The sequence below is a fragment of the Nitrosovibrio sp. Nv6 genome (assembly GCF_900110495.1).
In the GTDB taxonomy this organism is placed as follows: Bacteria; Pseudomonadota; Gammaproteobacteria; order Burkholderiales; family Nitrosomonadaceae; genus Nitrosospira.
Genome location: NZ_FODX01000009.1, coordinates 13,707 through 32,757, shown reverse-complemented (window position 1 = coordinate 32,757; position 19,051 = coordinate 13,707). Strand labels below are relative to the sequence as shown.

The following is a 19,051-nucleotide window of genomic DNA, read 5'->3' as shown; positions in this document are numbered from 1 at the left end:
GACACGGAAGGAGAAAAGTAATACCTTGCCGATTTTTTGCAGCAGCAAATGGAGTATTGCCGATTTTTTGCAGCAGTGGATGAATTTCCCGAATTTTGCCGGTTACATGCTGAACGCATAAACTCCACCCTTTCTGGTTTGCACCACCGCGAAACCGCTGGGAAGAGGCACCGGACGGGTAACGATCGCGCTCTCGTCGGTGGGGGATCGGGCAATAATGGCGCCGTTATCGTTCCGGATGATATTGACATACCCTTGGGAATCCCCCACCACTATGCGGGCATCCTGAATAAGTGGCGGAGACAGTCTGAGTCCGTTGAGCAGTTCCTGCGTCCAGATGCTGCTTCCATCCTTTTTATCGTAAGCCAGTATCGCGCCCCGATCCGCGCTTACGTAAAGGTAATTTTTATCCATGGCCAGGCCGGCATTGCTTGATACCTCGCGTGCCCATATCTGGTTACCGGTAGCAATTTCAAAGCAGGCCACGCGTCCCTGATAAGCTACAGTGCATACCTGCTGTTCATCCATCACCGGTAAACTGGTAATATCTGCGAGCCGCTCCAGTTCCGTCGGACCTCGCGGCCGCGCTACCGCCGCCTCCCAGGCGGCATTGCCATTGGACATGTTTATCGCTACCAGCTTTCCCCCGGGAAAACCAGCGTACACCTTATCGTCCGCGATCAAAACACCGGCAAAGCTCCGCACCGTAAGCGATGGAGTGGCGCCCTGATAGATCCACTTGCGCTTGCCGTCTTTCGCATCCAGGCAAAAAATTCTGCCGTCTCCACTGCGAACCACCACCATGCCGTTTGCAGCCTGCGGCGGGCTTAATACCTCGCTGGATACCAGTGCCGTCCATAAGGGGTTGCCGGTTTTCTCATCAAACGCCAGAACCTCGCCTCTGAAGGTTCCAACCAGCAGCATGCCCTCACCCCTGCCAATGCCGCCCGACAGCCTGTGCTTGGTATCGATAATGCCGAATTCCTTGCCTGAAGCGGGATCAAAACGCACCAAACGCCCATCCATGCCTGCCGCATATACCGCATCCGCGCCCAGCACCGGCACAAATACTGCAGCCTGCCCTTCTTCAACCTTGTTCTGCCACAGTAGGCGGGCCTGAGGAATCACCCCCAATTGAGCAATCTGGTCCGGAGTCAACTCAACACCTCCGCCACCGAACATCTCGGTGATGCCTGACACGTCGATATCGGCCAGGTCGCGTGCCACATCGCGCACCATGTCTACCATACCTACACACCCGGAAAGTATCAACGACGACGCCAGCAGCAACGCATGCCGCCACATTGCGCCGGCGCCGGCATTCCCGTGAATTCCCTGAGTCGATCCGCCATGGGATTTGGCGCAGGGAACCGCGGTCTCACGCGGAAGGAAGAACTTAGTCGGAGACGCGGGCTTGCCTGCAGGCATGTTCCAGTTCACGTGAAGGAGGTTACTGAGAAAGATTATTGCGGATAATGACCATTTCAGCCATTCAGGCCTGAGCAGATCGGAATGTCCCGCCCGACGCGTCGCCCTCGGGGTGTTCCAGTGCATTGCAGTGGCACGAGGTCCGGTTCGCCCCTCTATTGCAAATTCGTTATCCGGCGTTTCACAAGGCGTCCAGCTTTATTTGAACGATACTGTGATAGGTGCCTTTTCCGCCCATCTTGGCGAGTGCCATTTGATAGGCAGCGCGTGCCTCTGTCGCTTTGCCCGCCGCGGTGAGTACATCGCCCTTGAGATCGGCATACAGGCCATCAAAAGATTCGCCGTGTCCGGTTTCCAGCAGACGCAGCGCTTCATCGTATTTTTTTTCATCCAGCAATATGCTGGCCAGATGCAGACGAACAAGATCTTTCAGCTCGTCTTCCTTCGAATTATCCAGCACCCACTGCAAACGGCCTTTTGCGGTTTGCAAGTCGCCTCCGTCAAGGCTGGCTTTTGCCGAAATCAGGGCTGCACGCGAGGCGTAGCCGCTACCGGAAAACCCTTCCATCAGCAAACCGGCGGCGTCACCGATCTTCTTGGGATCTCCACTCCCCTGGACCTGCAGCAGGGAGTCATACAACTCCGCCGCCTGTTCAACCTGCTGTCTCTGGTAGTAATTCCACGCCTGGGTGCCCCCTATACCGGTGACAAAGGCCGCTACAACGACAATCACCAACGTGCCATACGTGTTCCACCAGGATTTGAGTTCCTCTATGTTTTCCTGCTCTTCCGGATTATAGGCTGCCATTTAGCTTCCCGAATTAAGAATTTTCTGGTTCAAGTTCGTTCAAGTTCATACTGGTACTTTTAAGCAGATCCGCTGCTTCCGCGAGTCCGACTCTCACCTGCTCTGCCGCCTCTCGCAAAGGCTTGATGCTTATCTCGCCGGCTCTCGCTTCATCGTCGCCGATGATGATGGCAAAGCGCGCACCGCTGGTGTCAGCTTTCCTCATTTGTGCCTTGAAGCTGCCCTCCCCGCAATGCAAAATTGCCTTGAGCCCATTGTCCCGCAAATGCCTTGCCGTTTTCCAGGCCAAGCCATGGGCAGCGTCGCCCTGATGTATCACGTAGGCGTCCGGTACGGGACGCTTTACTTTGCTGGCACTTTCCACCATCAGAGCCAGCACGCGCTCCACACCCAGGGCAAAACCGCATGCCGGGGCAGCCTTTCCGCCGATCTGTTCCACCAGTCCGTCATAGCGTCCGCCCGCGCATATTGTGCCCTGCGCGCCAAGCCTGTCGGTTATCCATTCGAATACGGTGCGGTTGTAATAATCCAGCCCTCTCACCAGTCGCGGATTGATCTCGAAGTCTATTCCCTGCCCGCGCAGGATATGCTGGAGCTTCTCGAAGTGGGCTAGTGAATCCTCGTCCAGGTCGTCCATCAACCGCGGCGCGCCTTCAATGATTTCCTTCATCTCGGCGTTCTTGCTGTCGAGTATTCGCAACGGATTACTGTGCAATCGGCGCGAAGCGTCATCATCCAGTCTACCCAGATGCCGCTCCAGATACCCGATCAACCGTGCCCTGTGTACGACCCGCGATTCGGTGCTGCCAAGTGTGCCGATTTCCAGGCGCACACCGGAAATGCCCAATCTCTTCCACAATTCCGCGCACATAATGATGAGCTCGGCATCGATATCCGGACCCACGTACCCGAGTGCTTCCACGCCCACCTGGTGGAATTGCCGGTAACGTCCTTTCTGCGGACGCTCATGACGGAACATGGGACCGGAATAATACAGTCTTTGCGGGCCTGCGTAGAGAAGATTGTGTTCCAGTACTGCGCGCACGCAGGAAGCGGTTCCCTCAGGGCGCAAGGTAAGGCTGTCGCCGTTGAGATGATCGAGAAAGGTATACATCTCCTTCTCGACGATGTCTGTTACCGCACCGATGGAACGCACGAACAAGTCAGTCTGCTCGACAATTGGCATGCGGATGTTATGGTAACCATAAGCCGCCATCCAATCACGTACCACCTGCTCGAAGAATTCCCAAAGGTATATCTGTTCAGGCAGGATGTCGTTCATCCCGCGAATGGCTTGTATCCCTCTAGTGGGCATTGACAGCTTTCTTCGGGTATTTCGCCTGTACATATTCATCGACGATCTGCCGGAACTCACCGGCAATATTATCGCCTTTCAAAGTTACAGACTTCTGCCCATCCACATAAACCGGCGCAACAGGTCTTTCTCCCGAGCCAGGCAGACTGATACCGATATTGGCATGCTTGCTTTCGCCGGGGCCGTTGACCACGCACCCCATCACCGCCAGCGTCATGTTTTCCACGCCATCGTATTCTTCGCGCCAAACCAGCATCTGACTGCGAACGTAACCCTGAATGCTCTCCGCCAGTTCCTGGAAATAGGTGCTGGTTGTGCGGCCGCAGCCCGGACATGCCGCGACCAGCGGCACAAATGCGCGCAATCCCGTCGTTTGAAGAATTTCCTGCGCCACGATCACTTCACGCGAGCGGTCACCACCCGGCTCAGGTGTAAGCGATATGCGTATGGTGTCGCCGATGCCTTCCAGAAGCAGCACTGACAATGCAGCGGTAGAGGCAACGATTCCCTTGGAGCCCATGCCCGCTTCGGTCAGTCCCAGATGGAGTGCATAATCGCACCGGGCCGCCAGGTCACGGTAGACCGAAATCAGGTCACGCACGCCGCTTACCTTGCACGACAATATGATCCGGTCGCGGGCCAATCCGATCTCTTCCGCTCTTGCCGCACTTTCCAGCGCCGAGGTAATCAGCGCCTCACGCATTACATGGGCCGCATCCTTCGGGTCGCTGGAACGCGCATTCTCATCCATTACCCGCGCCAGCAGTTCGGGATCGAGGCTGCCCCAGTTAACGCCGATACGCACCGGCTTGCCATATTTACAGGCCGTTTCGATGAGAATCGAAAATTGTTCGTCGCGTTTCCTGCCATGCCCGACATTACCCGGATTGATGCGGTATTTGGCCAGCGCCTTCGCGCAATCGGGGTAGTCGGTCACGAGCTTGTGACCATTGAAATGAAAATCACCTATCAGCGGCACGTCGCACCCCATGTCGTCAAGGCGCGCCCGGATACCCGGCACTGCTTGCGCCGCTGCGGCGGTATTAACGGTAATGCGCACCAGTTCCGATCCCGCACGCGCAAGTTGCGCCACCTGTATCGCAGTGGCAACTTCGTTTTCCGTATCGGTATTGGTCATGGATTGCACCACCACCGGCGCACCGCCGCCGATGTTGATGGCATCTACGCGAACGCCCACGCTGTTTCGGCGTTGAGGGAAAGTATTGGGGGACATAGTCATATCAGGTATAAAAAACTTGTAAATGTTTAAATTCTATTTGAGCGACAGGCGTGCCGTTCCGCCATAGGCATTGGTGAAAGGCGCCAGATCCACCGGCTTGTTATTGTAGACCAGCTTGACTTCGGCGGCGTTACCGATTGTCAGGGAAATTGGTGGCATACCGTGCACGACTTGCTCGGTACCGCGAGGGTTAATTTTGGAAAGAAGCAGCCTTCCGCTGCCGTCCTTGATTTCCGTCCACGATTCTCCTTCAAATATCAAATGAACACCGTTTTCTCCAATGACACGGCCAGGCGTCCCGGCAATATTTGCCGATCCGGGATTCGCGGATCCGGGAGAAACCGCGCCCCGCGATTCAGGCGTAATCTGCTGCACCGGGGGTGGGACAGGGAAGGGAATACCCTGCTGCTCAGGCGCGCCGTCTTCCCTGTCGGGCGACGTTGCATCGGGCTTACCGTTCGACATTGCGTCTGACGATTGAAGTTGCGGCAATGCATCTGCTTGCCCGCCCTCAATTCCGGTTTCGGCCTGCACGCTTGGCTGCTTTTCGACATTGGCCTCACTGCCACGATAGATTTCATAAATCAGCAAAAGCAGCGCCAGAACTACGGCTCCCCCAATAATCAGGTTGCGCTTTCCCATTTTCTGATTCGAGGGGAAGGGAATACCTTCGCTCGGATAGGAAATGGTTGGAGCGGGAGGCGGCGGAAGCGCGTCCTCCAACTGCCGCAGCAACGGCGCCGAGTCGATCTGCAACAGTTTGGCGTAATTCCGTACAAATCCGCGCAAAAATGTTCCGGTCGCCACCTTGTCGTAGTCATCCTCCTCCAGCGCAACGACCTGGCGTACCGATAATCGCAGCTGCCGCGCGACATCCTCGATACTTAAACCGCGCTCCAGCCGCGCATCCTGCAGCAACCTGCCCGGCCCACGTTCTTTGCGGACTGGCGCTGCTTCTGCTCCACGACCGATGTCGTTGTTATCAGGGGCGTCCATGACTCGAATCCGCCGTTGCGCAACACCTGGCGCCCGCGTGGTATCGAAGAATCGTCGCTATCACCATGGAGTGCGCGAGGTGCGCGCTGCGCCTGAAGAAATCCATCTGCATCTGCATGTGTCTCATCTTGCCATTTCCATAAGCCCGCGGCTTGCCCGCCGGGTCTTATCATGCACTTTTCCGGCAAGCTGACCGCAAGCGGCGTCAATATCGTCCCCCCGCGTCTTGCGTACCGTTGTAATCAGTCCAGCCTGCATCAGCACGTCTCGAAAGCAGCGTACAGCGCCTGCCGACGAACGCCGGTAACCGGAATCGGGAAACGGATTAAAGGGGATCAGGTTGAATTTGCAAGGGACGCGGTGTACCAGTTTTACCAATTCATGCGCATGAGCCACGCTGTCGTTGACACCATCCAGCATGACATACTCAAAAGTAATGAAGTCTCGCGGCGCCGATTCCAGATAGCGTTCGCATGCCGCCAACAATTCCCTGATCGGGTATTTCCTGTTGATCGGCACCAGTTGGTCGCGCAACCCATCGTTGGGTGCATGCAACGATACCGCCAGCGCGACTGGGCAGCGCTGCCGCAGGCGGTCCATGGCGGGTACGAGACCCGAGGTACTAACCGTCACGCGTCGCCGAGACAGGCCATAGGCATTATCGTCCAGCATCAGATCGAGCGCCGTCACCACATTCTCGAAATTGGCCAGCGGCTCGCCCATGCCCATCATCACTACATTCGTGATGGCGCGATCGTGTCCGGACACCTCATCCGACGCTTCAGCCAGCGCTTTATTCGCCCACCATAACTGGCCGATGATTTCCGCTACCGTCAGGTTCCGGTTAAACCCCTGCCTGCCGGTAGAGCAAAAAGTGCATGCCAGCGCGCAACCGACCTGACTGGAAATACACAAGGTCCCACGGTTTGTTTCAGGTATGAAAACCGTCTCTATACCGTTACCGGCGCCCACTGACAATAGCCATTTACGGGTGCCGTCGGCAGCGGCATGATCGCTGATCACCCGTGGGGATTCGATCACGGCCGTTGTGGAGAGCTTGTCCCGCAACCCTTTCGCCAGATCGCTCATCGCGGCGAAATCCGCCTCGCCGGACCGATGGATCCAGCGCAGCAATTGCCTGGCGCGAAAAGGCTTCTCGCCGATTTCCGTACAGAAACCCGCAAGGCCTTTTGCATCGAAATCGAGTAGATTAACGCTCATAATGTTGAGTCGTGGACAGTCTTATCGAGAATAAATGTTCAATTCGGGAAAATAATAAGCAATCTCAACCGCCGCGGTTTCGGGTGCGTCGGAGCCGTGCACCGCGTTGGCGTCGATGCTGTCCGCGAAATCCGCGCGGATAGTTCCTTTCTCGGCCTTTTGGGGATCTGTCGCGCCCATCAGTTCCCTGTTCTTCCCGATCGCGCCTTCGCCCTCCAGAACCTGCACCATGACTGGTCCGGAAATCATGAATTTCACCAGATCGTTAAAAAATGGCCTACTGCGATGCACCGCGTAAAAACCCTCGGCATCCGCCTGCGACAGCCATAACATCCGTGCTGCGATTATTTTCAATCCATTGCTTTCAAAGCGGGAATAGATTTCTCCTATCACATTTTTTGCCACCGCATCCGGCTTGATGATAGATAGAGTTCTCTCGACGGCCATCAAATACTCCACAAAATTAATAAATTAAACTCCATTTTACCAAAAATACCCGCTTCGAAGTCGGGAAATCGGAACGGTTGGCCGGCGACTGATTCCGGTCTATGAAATAATATGACAAATAACATCTGAAAAGGCCCCCGGGAGACCCGTTGAGGGGTTATTCAATTCAAATGCGGTGTCTGCCGCTTCCGCCCTGAGCCGTCAGTCCAGTTTTACCACCTGTGAACGTGTCGGCCATGAGCCGCGCCCGATCATCTTCGCGCCCTCAAAAACAACATAGCTCTGGCGGCCATAATGCGGCAACGGCCGCATCAGCGCGACGAGAGACGCGGGGTCACGTGCGGATACGATTGCCAGCGTGCCGCCATCGGCTCGGCTTACCGTCCAGGCCTGCGCGGAGCCTTTATTTCCCACAATCTCAGGCCGCGCAGGCAACTGATGCCGCGCAAGCCAGGCGTTGACCTGGTCTTGCAGGCCAATCACCAGTGTTGGCGCAACCGGCGGAGTGTCCGCCGCCGAGACGAGTTTGGGCGCACGATTTTGAATTTTTGTCGCGAGCGTTTCGGCTGCCCCTCGCGTTTCACCGTTCTCCGGAAGTAAAATGGTGGCCGCTGTCCGGTCTACCATTACTTGCCGCAGAATCGGCGGCGCCTCTTCCGGCATCAGGCGCCGGAACAACCGGAGGTCAGGATCAAGGGTCACCTGTAGTGGCTGCGCGCCTATATCAAGTATGAATGTCTGACGAGGCTTCTCAAGGTCAAGCGTACGAAGCTCCTCGCCCTCTGCGGTATGGATCGCTACCGGAACACGCAGACGGTACGCGGGGTCCCCTTGTTCAAGCGTGACTGTAACACGGTGAGGACCAGAGTCTGACTTCACAGGTTCGGCTTCCGCAATGCGCAGAACCGGGGCACCCGCACGGGTGAGCCACTGATCGAAGAATACGCTCAGGTCCTGTCCGGATGCTGCTTCGAACGCACGCTGCAAATCCGCCCATGAGGCAACCCGGAAGCGCTGCTCGCGCCAGAATGTCTGGAGTGCGCGATCGAAGGTTTCGCGCCCGAGCAAATCGCGCAGCATGAGGAAAATCATTGCTGCCTTGTTATAGCCGACGATCTGTGTGGCTCCGTGCGTGCGTGAAGTGAAACTTGCAAGGGATGCGTCCTGTCCAGGGGAAAGCGCGGCAAAGTCGCGCAGCCAGCCCCGCCGCATATCCAGGGCTGCTTCGGAGCTTCCGCGCTCTTTGTAAGCGTAATCCGCCATGAAAGTGGTCAGCCCCTCCGACCAGTTGCCTTTCGCATAATCGGGATATACCCCATTTCCCCACCAGTTATGCAGCACCTCATGGCCCAGCGAGGTGGAACGGATGAACGGTAGCCGCAACACCTCTATTCCAAGGTAGGTGAGGGTTGGCATGCCAAAACCTGTCGGCGTCGGACTCGATACGACACTGAACTCCGTGAACGGGTATTCGCCGATCCAGGATTCGTAGAGCTCGATATATCCTTTTACCGAATCGAGATAGGCTGGCGCAAGGTCGGCAATCTGCGGGTGGAAATAGGTTCTCAACCGGATCGGTTTACCACCCGCGCCACGCATGGCGCCTGTCTCGACAGTGTAGGGACCGGCCATGAGATCAATCCCACCCGTAGGGGACGGGAACTCAAAACGTGCACGGTATCCCTTGTCGGAGTCGGATTCCTCCATTAATCGGCCTGGGACGATGCCGCGCTGCCCGGCTGGAAGCTCGATATTCACCTGATAGCTGGCAAGCTTTCCCGCGATGTACGGATACCAGCCGCTTGAATCAGGCAGAAAAGTACCGGCCTCGCCGCTTGCCGGCTCGTCCCGTCCCAGCGTCTGGGAATGATCGAGCGACGCATCAAGCGCAGAAAGGTCTCCTTGCCAGTGAACCTCGATACGGCGTGGCAACTGCCCCTCGCCCGCAATCCCTGAAATCCCCCAGGCCCGCATCTTGCCCATGCTTGCGGCAGGCCCCAGACTGGTGCCATCAACACGCGCATGCATCACTCCAAAACGGCGCCCAAGCACAAGGGTCAACTCTTCCGGTGTATTTGCCGTAATAACACTGCGTCCTTCGATGCTACGTGCTACCGGGTCAATATTCACGGTAATGTCATAGTGGATATCGGGGGTGTCGGTACCCCTGGACGCCGCGTATGCACCCGTTGTCGCAAGAATCGGGAACAAGACACAAGCGATGCCTCTCCATATATCCAGAGTACGCGAGCCCATCGTAAGCCTCATCATCCACCTCATCATCATCGCCCGGGCAGCGCCGGAAATTTGGCCATAATCTCGATCGTATCGCCGCCGCGCTTCACCTTGAGCGGCAACCAGGTGCCGGGCGCCTGACGCTTGACTGTTTCCACGATATCCTCCATTCGCTTGACCGGGACACCCGCGGCTTCAATAATTATGTCGCTGTCGCGGAGACCCGATTTCTCCGCAATGCTGCCCTTTTCCACCTGCAGCACCCGAGCCCCCCCATCCTGGGCCATTTCGAACCGTATACCGAGACGCTGCCGCTGGGGCTCATGCGACACACCGGCTAGCGACGCGGTACCGAATATTGCGTCAGCCATTCCTGCGCTGATTTTTCCGCACCCTGCGCCGCTGTTCCAGGGCAGCAGCGTGCCGATGTCGGTTATACCGAGGTCTTTCAGTTGGTGAGGGACCCCATAACCATACTTTATATGTCCCGACCCCATGATCCCGACAACAAGAGGATGTCCCGGCCGATTCGCCGCGGATTGTATCGCCTGTGCCATTGCCCGGTCCCAGAGCTGTTGTCCCTCGACAAAGCGCACAAAGTCGGGATCATCGCGACCCGCATTCGCCCGCTTCTTGCCGCCGCGCTCGTGCTCGCCATAGATCGGCAGGAGGTAACCAAGATAAGCTTCGCTCGGCGCGGCGGGAGGCATCACGCCTTCGCGTTCATTTTCCGGAACGCCTCCAAAACCCTTCGCCGCAACCGCCCGTCTCAAGCGCGAATCGATATTGAGGGCGACCATCGGCACACGGTTCATGCGCGCAAAATGGAACAGTGGCATGTAGAGATTGACGTCGGTGCTCCAGACACCGTTCCAGTCGGCGGCTGCGAGAAACTCCGATTCCGTGAGTTCCCCCGCCACCCACTGGTCTAGCGCCTTCTGCACACGGCGCGGAAACATTTCGAAACCGATCACCATGTCGGGGTGCAGCGTATGCAGCCCCGCCAGCGTCTGCAGTTGCCAACGGTGGTGTTCGGGATTATCGTGCATTTCACCCAATAGCACTACTGAGCGCTTGGCGGCCTGAGAAATTGCCTCGGTGCTGGAAATCTTCCCGTTGCCGGGCACGATCCAGTTCCCGACCGGGACACAGTCCGCGCTTTGCTGTTCTTTCTCCTTGCTGGCCGTGGGCTTCGTCTGCGCCAATGCATTATCAAGGAAAACGCTGGACGCAACTACAGTAAAGACGAGGAACGCGCCAAAGGAGGCAGAGGAGGCAAAAAAAGCGCTTTGGAAAATTTTCAAGCTGGATACTCCTTTACTCTTATCCAAATTATCTGATTCGATGAAAAAACAGTACAAACAGTATAACGTCGTGCCGTCGATAGCCGGTATCAGGGGCGTTCAAGGCACACCATTGCTGGTTTGGACGGTTCCGGGTCAAGCCCGGAATGACGAAGGTATAAGAGACGCTCCAAGCATGCCATTTCTGATCTGGACTGGATTCCGAGTCAAGCCCGGTGACGAAGTCTACGATAATATTCTCGCCGGATATCTTGCTGCCACCTATCTTGCTGCCACCTCGCCCAGTTCGATTGCTCATCCCACCCACTTACGCGCATTCCTGAATATCCGCATCCAGGGCGCATCCTCGCGCCAGTCCGGATGCCAGGAGTTCTGCGCGGCTCGGACCCCGCGTTCCGGATGAGGCATCAGGATGCTGAAACGTCCATCTGCAGTGGTCACACCGGCAATACCCTGAGGAGAGCCGTTGGGATTAAGCGGATAAATCTCGGTGTGTTTTCCCCGATTATCCACGAAACGCAGCGCGACCAGAGGCGAGATTACTGAGACCCCGCTTTCATCGGTAAATTCCGCATAACCTTCACCGTGCGCAACCGCAACAGGCATCCGGCTCCCGGCCATGCCATCGAAAAACAGTGACGGGCTTTGCTGAACCTCCGCCATGACAAAGCGCGCCTCGAACTGTTCCGATTTATTTCGTATAAATTTTGGCCAATGCCCGGCCCCAGGAATGATTTCGTGCAAATTGCTCATCATCTGGCAGCCGTTGCATACTCCCAGCGCAAAGGTATCGCTCTGCGCGAAAAATGTTTCAAATTCGTCGCGAGCTCGCGGATTAAACAGAATGGAGTTTGCCCAGCCTTCCCCTGCGCCCAGCACGTCCCCGTATGAAAATCCGCCGCATGCTGCAAAGCCCTTGTAATCCCTGAGAGAGACGCGCCCCGCAATGATATCGCTCATATGCACGTCGGTCGCCTCAAATCCCGCCCGGTGGAAAGCCGCGGCCATTTCGACGTGACCATTCACGCCTTGCTCGCGCAAAATTGCGATTCGCGGCCTCGTCCCGTTGTGAATGTAAGGTGCGGCGATATCGCAATCCACGTCGAAGGTCAGTTGTGCATGCAGGCCTGGATCGCCGACATCGAGTATGCGGTCGTACTCCTGTTGCGCGCATTCCGGATTGTCGCGCAGCTTCTGCATCCGGTAAGTGGTTTCCGACCAGGCGCGGTGCAGGTCGACGCGCTTCTCTGCGAATACCGGCTTGTTGTTGCGCAGAAACCGGATTTCATCCTCGCCATCAACGCTGCCAATGACGAAACTCAAGTCGCGCAAACCTTCTTCCGACAATACACCGAGCACATCCCAGCGATCATCGGTCTTTACCTGGATCACTGCGCCCAGTTCTTCATTAAACAGAACAGACAGGATGCGCTCCACGAATCTTCCGCCCAGTGCTTCCGGTTCCCGTTCGCTGCCATCGATGTCGGTCGCCAGCGCATCGAAACACAACTGATCCAGGTTGACGCTCAGGCCTGCGTGTCCCGCAAAAGCCATTTCGCACAAGGTCGAAAACACGCCGCCGTCGGAGCGGTCGTGATATGCGATTATCCTGTTTTCGCGATTCAGACGCTGTATGGCTGCGAAAAAGCCCTTGAGTCGGTCAGCTCCTTCCAGACCATCTATGTCCGGCGCTTCATCCCCTACCTGCTTGTAAACCTGGGCAAGCGCCGAACCGCCCAACCGGTTTTTCCCAACTCCAAGATCGATCAGAATGAGTTCTGTCGCGCCACAATCCATGCGCAATTGCGGGGTAAGCGTTTTGCGCGCGTCCGCTACTCTTGCAAACGCGGAAACGATCAGGGACAGAGGTGCAATGACTTCTTTTCGGGCTGCAGCAGCGCCTTGACCAGTGTCCGCTTCCCAGACGGTTTTCATGGACATCGAATCTTTACCCACGGGAATGCTGATTCCAAGCCAGGGGCACAATTCCATGCCTACCGCGTGCACTGCATCGAACAGCGCTGCATCTTCGCCAGGGTGCCCCGCCGCAGCCATCCAGTTGGCGGAAAGCTTGATCTCTCCGATATCTTCAACCAGCGCGGCGGCGATATTGGTAATGGCTTCGCCAACCGCCATGCGTGCCGAAGCAGCGGGATCAACCAACGCCACCGGGGTGCGCTCGCCCACGGCGAAGGCCTCGCCCAGATTCGTGCGGTAACCCATCAGTGTTACCGCCACATCCGCAACGGGAATCTGCCAGGGCCCTACCATCTGGTCGCGCGCGGTCATACCGCCAACGCTGCGGTCGCCGATGCTGATGAGAAAGGTCTTGTCTGCAACCGCGGGCAACCGAAGCACACGATACGCCGATTCTCGCAGATTCAATCCCGCTGTATCAAATGATGTCAGCATTTTTTTGACATGCGCTACCTCGCGCGTCATTTTCGGCGGCTTGCCCAGCAGTACAGAGAGGTCCATATCAACCGGCCGATTATCGAACAGAGGATCGCTCACAATGAGCCGACCGTCCGCCGTTGCCGTGCCCACCATCGTGAACGGGCAACGTTCGCGCTCGCAGATCGCGCGGAACAATTCCAGCGACTCCGGCCTGATGGCAAGCACGTAACGCTCCTGCGCCTCGTTACTCCAGATCTGCATCGGCGACATGCCTGGCTCTTCCGAGGGAATATCGCGCAAATTGAATGAGCCTCCTCGTCCTGAACCATGCAACAGTTCAGGTAGCGCATTCGATAAACCACCAGCGCCGACATCGTGAATCGAAAGAATCGGGTTAGGCTCGCCGCGTCTCTCCATCTGCCAGCAGCCGTCGATGACTTCCTGTGCCCGCCGCTCCATTTCCGGGTTGCCGCGCTGCACTGAATCGAAGTCCAGGCTTTCCACATTCTTTCCCGTATCCATGCTGGAAGCGGCGCCGCCGCCCAGACCGATCAACATTCCCGGCCCGCCCAATTGAATCAGCAGGGCATCGGCAGAAAACTCTTCCTTGAAAGAATGGCGCTCGGCAATATGGCCTATACCGCCAGCCAGCATGATGGGCTTGTGATACCCGCGCATCTCGCCGGCAACGCTTTCCTCAAACGTGCGGAAATAACCCGCCAGATTGGGCCGCCCGAACTCGTTGTTGAACGCGGCGCCGCCAATAGGGCCTTCCAGCATGATCTGCAATGCTGATGCGATACGCGCCGGTTTGCCATAGGAAGGAGAATGATTGGCTCCGCCCTGCAACTGCCCCTGTGACTGCACTTCCCAAGGCTGAACAAATTCGGGAATATTCAGATTGGAAACAGAGAAGCCGCTGAGGCCAGCCCTGGGTTTGGCTCCCCGGCCTGTGGCGCCTTCGTCGCGAATCTCGCCACCCACCCCGGTTGCAGCGCCCGGATAAGGGGAAATCGCTGTCGGATGATTATGGGTTTCCACTTTCATCAGGATGTGCGTCTGTTCGTCGGCATAGCCATAGGCATTGTCCTTGCCGGGATAGAAGCGCGCGACCTTCGCCCCTTCGATAATGGAGGAATTATCGGCGTACGCCACCACGGTACCCTGCGGATGCTGCTGATGCGTGTTGCGGATCATTGAAAACAGCGATTGTGTACGGGGCTTGCCGTCTATCACCCAGTCTGCGTTGAAAATCTTGTGTCGGCAGTGCTCCGAGTTGGCCTGGGCAAACATCATCAATTCCACATCTGTGGGATTGCGCTGGATGTGGATGAAATATGCCGCGAAATAGTCGATTTCATCCGGCGACAACGCGAGGCCCATTTCGGTATCAGCCTTTTGCAACGCATCTTTTCCACCGATCAGCACATCCACCGTTTTCAGTGGCTGGGGGCTGAAATGCGTGAACAGTTTTTCCGCATCATCGAACGAGCCAAACACCGCCTCGGTCATGCGGTCGTGTATCAGCGCAAGCAGGGCAATCCTGGCGCTTTGGGATAACTCGACGGAAACTCCGTCCCCCGTCCGAATATAAAATGCTACGCCGCGCTCCACCCGTTCCACTGCGTCCAGCCCGCAATGGTGGACAATATCGGTGGCTTTGGTGGACCATGGGGAAATGGTTCCGGGTCGGGGTATGACCAACAGCAGTTCATCGGCATGTCCTGCCTGCCCGGCCGCCTGCCCCTTGGGGGAGCACTTGAGCAGCTTCTCAAGAACGGCAACTTCACTTACCTGCAGATCGCGTGCAACCGCGCAGAAATACCAATATTCCGCATAAATGCGGGATATCTGGGGAGCGTCGGTTCTGAGGACGTTCGCCAGTTTTTCCAGGCGGAACGGAGAAAGGGCGTTGCCACCCCGAAGTCGAAGCATCGGCTACCTAGTTAGTCGGCAAGTTGAAACACGGGATTTTACACGAGAAGGCATTCCATCCGTAGCGCCCGGCTGTTTCTGGTGCCCGAGGATAGACGAACCGACCGCGTTAACCATTGCGGGATTGGAACGACGGTGGGTTCTCTATAGCAAGCTGCGCGGTATGGGGCTTCGACCGCCCTGCTTTTGGCTATACGCACTGGCAGGAGCTGTACGGGATTTTGAGCGACCAGGCGTTATTTCGCACATTGTCTGGCGGTACTCCCTTGTTGGAGCTCGTGGTTAAAGGCAGAAGAAGCCTTTAAAAAAAATCAAATCAGCCGCGGCAAGACCCGAAGGCGCGTCACGCGGCGCCTTTTGCCGAGGTGAAAGATAAGTTCCCTCTCTCAAACTGATTCAACTTCTAAAAAACTGAAAGTGGCGCTTATGCTCCCAAGCACAGGAAGGGGAAATTTGTCTTGATATAACGACAGGAAAAACTCTTCCAGTTCATGTGGTTAATTGAAGCGCAAGAACACGCGTCACCCGTGGGGGACAAAATTCTGGTTAAAACTGGCAAAAATCGACGTAATGCCTCAGCTTTGTGTTGGATATTTTCTGGCATACAAATTGCTTTACCGCCTATAGCCGTGTTATTGCTGTGTTTGTTCGATTAAACGCCATTTGGCCGGCTGTAACTTCAATTTTTTAAAATAATATTAAAACCTGGAGAATAAGCATTATGAAAATGAACAAAAAAAAGGTTGTACTCGCCCTGCTTGCAATATTTGGGCTCGTGGCAGAATCGTCAGCATCTGGCGGATTAGGAGTTTCTGCAGGATTGGGAACATCTACGGGACTTGGCGTTTCCACAGGCTCAGGCGCTTCTGCCGGGTCGGACGTTTCTACGAACTTAGATACCTCTAGAAGCTTAGGAACTTCCACCAGTGTAGGAACTTCCACCGGCGCAGGAACTTCTACCGGCGTAGGAACTTCCACTAACATAGGAACCTTTGACAGCCTAGGAATTTCCTCGGACGTAGGAACTTCTACCAACTCCGACATAGACTTGGGAGTTTCTAATGATCTAGGAGTCTCTACTGACTTAGGGATTTCCGCAGGAACCGGAGTTTTAGCCAGCAAATCCCGTCTAACCGCGCTTGATGTCAACGCCGGTTTGGCAGCCACCGTTCCGGCGCCGGCGACAACCAAGATAACTTTGGCCTCACCCGCGCTTGACGTCACGAGCGAAGTCGTCGCCGCACAAGCGGTAAATAGCACAAGCACGATCACCGTAGGCGCACCTGCTGTCGCCGCGATCACCAAGGGTGAAGTCACGGCTCCAACGCTTGGCCTCACTGCTGACGCAGATACCTCAACCTCTACCGCGGCCAGCATGTGGGCCTCAGCGGCAACTGCAACTACCAACACTGGAATATCTGCCGTGCTCGGTACAGATATCGCAAATGCAGGTGCTGATATAGCTGCTCAATCAACTGGCAACTTTGATTTGAGTGCAACAGCGGGAATCGACAACGTGCTTCCCGTCCAACTGTCAGTCACGGCAGATGCTGCGGTTTCGGCAGTTCCGGAAGCCGATACATATGCAATGCTGTTGGCGGGGCTCGGCCTGATGGGTTTCATGGTAAACCGCAGAAAGGAAAAGCTGAAATAGAAATATAGAAAGTCTGCTGAGGTGCGCCCCCGGGGTGCTTGGGTTTGCTCAAGCGCCCCGTTCAGCACTAAGCCAATAATTTTTATGCAAGGTAGATTCATCCCCAAACTGATCAACTTCCAAAAACTGAAGTGGCGTCTACACTCGCAGGCATAGCAAGGGAATATTGAACAAGAACGGCAACTTCGCTTACCTGCTATCGCGTGCAACCGCGCAAAAAATACCAATATCCCGCGTAAATGCGGGGTATCCGGGGAGCGCCGGTTCTGAAGGCCTGCGCCAGTTTTTCCAGGCGGAACGGAGAAAGGGCGTTGCCACCCGAAGTCGTTAACCGCAACCGCATCCCTTACTGTATGCCTCGTGTCAATCCCTCAGCAAATCCGCCATAACTCCAAACCGGTGCCGCAAGAGCAGCAGATGCAATAAAAAGACCTGTTTGAATTGATCGTCAATCATTTTGATCGCTGTCTAAATTCGACATCATTTGCTTCCGTAGCCTCATCCATATTGTACTTACCCCTCCTTGTTGCTTCCTTTGCCCCTCTGATAAAGCAGAATAATCACCGTGCAGATTGCAAAGGCAGGTCCTCTCGCTAGAGTGGAAGGATCTGTGCCATCAGTACGCCCCCTCTGAGACTTGAAGCTCTGGCTCATCAGGAAGGTTCCTTTGAAGGGAACTTGTCCGCTGAGAAAGAGTCTTCACATATAGATCACATAAACTTCACAAAAACTTCACACTGTGATCTTTTTGCTGTAGGTGGACTCAAGCTGACAAAAGGAGACGATGATGACAACAGGAAAACTTCTTGCCATTTCATATTTCCTCGGCATCGTGGCAACCGCGGTAGTTTTGGTTTTTGTTCTTAATTCTTAATTCCTTTCGGAATTTTTGATTATTTGCAAAAAGGAGCTAGTTAGATGTCTACAACGATACTTGGAAACAGAGCGGCAGATAAAGCCGCGAAGGCGGGCAGTCCTGCCTTCGACATGTCGGAGTGGTATGACTCCAGGTACTACAAGCTGGGTCTTCTGCCTATACTGGGAATAGCCGTTTTCTGGGTCTGGTTTCAGCAGACCTACGCCTACTCCCATGGGATGGACTCCATGGAACCGGAATTTGAGAAAATCTGGATGGGCCTGTGGCGTTTTCAGATGATGCTCTGGCCGATCCTGGCCCTGACGGTCTGGGGCTGGGTATGGAAGACAGGCGACACCAGGGAACAACTGGCAAGCCTGCCGGTGAAAAAGGAAATCAAGCGGTACTTCTATTTCCTGATGTGGCTTGGCGTTTACATGTTTGCCGTCTACTGGGGGTCGAGCTTCTTCACCGAACAGGATGCTTCCTGGCACCAGGTGATTATTCGCGACACCAGTTTCACGCCCAGCCATATTCCGCTGTTCTATGGGGCGTTCCCGATGTATATCATTATGGGCGTATCAACCTTCCTGTATGCAAGGACGCGGTTGCCGCTCTACAACAAGGGAACTTCGTTTCCCCTGGTGATGGCTATCGCCGGTCCGCTGATGAGCCTGCCGAATGTTGGCCTCAATGAATGGGGTCACGCCTTCTGGTTCATGGAAGAGCTCTTCAGCGCGCCGTTGCATTGGGGCTTCGTGGTGCTGGCATGGGCGGCCCTGTTTTCCGGCGGAGTTGCCATTCAGGTCATTGCACGCTTCTCCAACCTCATGGACGTGCAATGGAACAAACAGAGTAGAGCGATTCTGGATAACGTTATATAAGTCCAGACGGTAACCGTTGTTGTACAACCCCATCCCCTTTCCTAGTGGGGGATGGGGTTTTTTGTAAAGCCCAGTTAACCAGCGTCAGGCATTCCTCCAAATGCATGCCGCAATTTCCCTTCCTATGGAGCGCCCTTAATTCAGGCACTCGATGCGCCGACTTCAAAAAGTTTCCCAGCCATTAATCGAGTGGTATGTAAAGCACTTGAACCGGGCATTAGGCAACTGAGCGTCAACTACCTGCCTGGCTTGGTCGTGCCAGGAACGGAATGAATTTACACATAGCAGAATCCCGGCCCTGCTTAAATTTCAAATTGATAGCTTCAGCCAG

General features: G+C 55.6%; 13 protein-coding genes. 2 read left to right on the top strand and 11 right to left on the bottom strand.

All coding sequences use genetic code 11. The features are described from left to right. Positions 1-102 precede the first annotated feature (102 nt). The 11 genes from bamB to purL all read right to left on the bottom strand — a co-directional run bounded on the left by bamB (position 103) and on the right by purL (position 15,326). The gene (gene bamB / locus BMX66_RS14270; RefSeq protein WP_255398977.1) at positions 103-1,554 is read right to left on the bottom strand and encodes an outer membrane protein assembly factor BamB; all 1,452 of its coding nucleotides are present in this window, start codon (positions 1,552-1,554) and stop codon (positions 103-105) included. A gap of 55 nt (positions 1,555-1,609) precedes the next feature. After that, the gene (locus tag BMX66_RS14265; protein ID WP_090883376.1) at positions 1,610-2,236 is read right to left on the bottom strand and encodes a tetratricopeptide repeat protein; all 627 of its coding nucleotides are present in this window, start codon (positions 2,234-2,236) and stop codon (positions 1,610-1,612) included. 13 nt (positions 2,237-2,249) lie between these two features. Continuing rightward, positions 2,250-3,551 carry a histidine--tRNA ligase gene (gene hisS / locus BMX66_RS14260; protein WP_090883374.1) on the bottom strand — a complete coding sequence of 434 codons (1,302 nt, stop codon included), beginning with the start codon at positions 3,549-3,551 and terminating at the stop codon, positions 2,250-2,252. Beyond that, positions 3,541-4,785, bottom strand: a complete 1,245-nt coding sequence (gene ispG, locus BMX66_RS14255; protein ID WP_090883372.1) for a flavodoxin-dependent (E)-4-hydroxy-3-methylbut-2-enyl-diphosphate synthase — start codon at positions 4,783-4,785, stop codon at positions 3,541-3,543. The genes hisS and ispG overlap by 11 nt, the downstream gene beginning before the upstream one ends. Positions 4,786-4,824: 39 nt before the next feature. Further along, complete coding sequence (locus BMX66_RS14250) at positions 4,825-5,787, bottom strand: RodZ domain-containing protein (protein WP_090883370.1); 963 nt, start codon at positions 5,785-5,787, stop codon at positions 4,825-4,827. 123 nt (positions 5,788-5,910) lie between these two features. Further along, positions 5,911-7,008, bottom strand: coding sequence for a dual-specificity RNA methyltransferase RlmN (gene rlmN / locus BMX66_RS14245; protein WP_090883369.1), 1,098 nt, complete (start codon positions 7,006-7,008; stop codon positions 5,911-5,913). 21 nt (positions 7,009-7,029) lie between these two features. Next, positions 7,030-7,455 (bottom strand): nucleoside-diphosphate kinase, encoded by a 426-nt coding sequence (ndk, locus tag BMX66_RS14240; RefSeq protein ID WP_090883366.1) that lies wholly within the window; start codon positions 7,453-7,455, stop codon positions 7,030-7,032. 201 nt (positions 7,456-7,656) lie between these two features. Then, positions 7,657-9,711 (bottom strand): M1 family metallopeptidase, encoded by a 2,055-nt coding sequence (locus BMX66_RS14235; protein WP_255398976.1) that lies wholly within the window; start codon positions 9,709-9,711, stop codon positions 7,657-7,659. Between the two features lie 26 nt (positions 9,712-9,737). Further along, positions 9,738-10,994: a ChaN family lipoprotein gene (locus BMX66_RS14230; protein ID WP_255398975.1), complete on the bottom strand. Its 1,257-nt coding sequence runs from the start codon at positions 10,992-10,994 to the stop codon at positions 9,738-9,740. Positions 10,995-11,022: 28 nt separating this feature from the next. Then, complete coding sequence (locus BMX66_RS14225; RefSeq protein ID WP_090883362.1) at positions 11,023-11,292, bottom strand: hypothetical protein; 270 nt, start codon at positions 11,290-11,292, stop codon at positions 11,023-11,025. Beyond that, complete coding sequence (gene purL / locus BMX66_RS14220; RefSeq protein ID WP_090883360.1) at positions 11,289-15,326, bottom strand: phosphoribosylformylglycinamidine synthase; 4,038 nt, start codon at positions 15,324-15,326, stop codon at positions 11,289-11,291. Before purL ends, BMX66_RS14225 begins: the two co-directional genes overlap by 4 nt. Before the next feature lie 721 nt (positions 15,327-16,047). On the opposite strand from purL, the gene BMX66_RS16080 reads away from it, so the two are divergent. Together BMX66_RS16080 and BMX66_RS14210 are read left to right on the top strand one after the other, a co-directional pair. Then, a complete protein-coding gene (locus BMX66_RS16080; RefSeq protein ID WP_090883358.1) occupies positions 16,048-16,980 on the top strand; it encodes a PEP-CTERM sorting domain-containing protein in 933 nt (310 codons plus the stop codon). Positions 16,981-17,898: 918 nt separating this feature from the next. After that, positions 17,899-18,720 carry a methane monooxygenase/ammonia monooxygenase subunit C gene (locus BMX66_RS14210; protein ID WP_090883356.1) on the top strand — a complete coding sequence of 274 codons (822 nt, stop codon included), beginning with the start codon at positions 17,899-17,901 and terminating at the stop codon, positions 18,718-18,720. Positions 18,721-19,051: the final 331 nt, after the last annotated feature.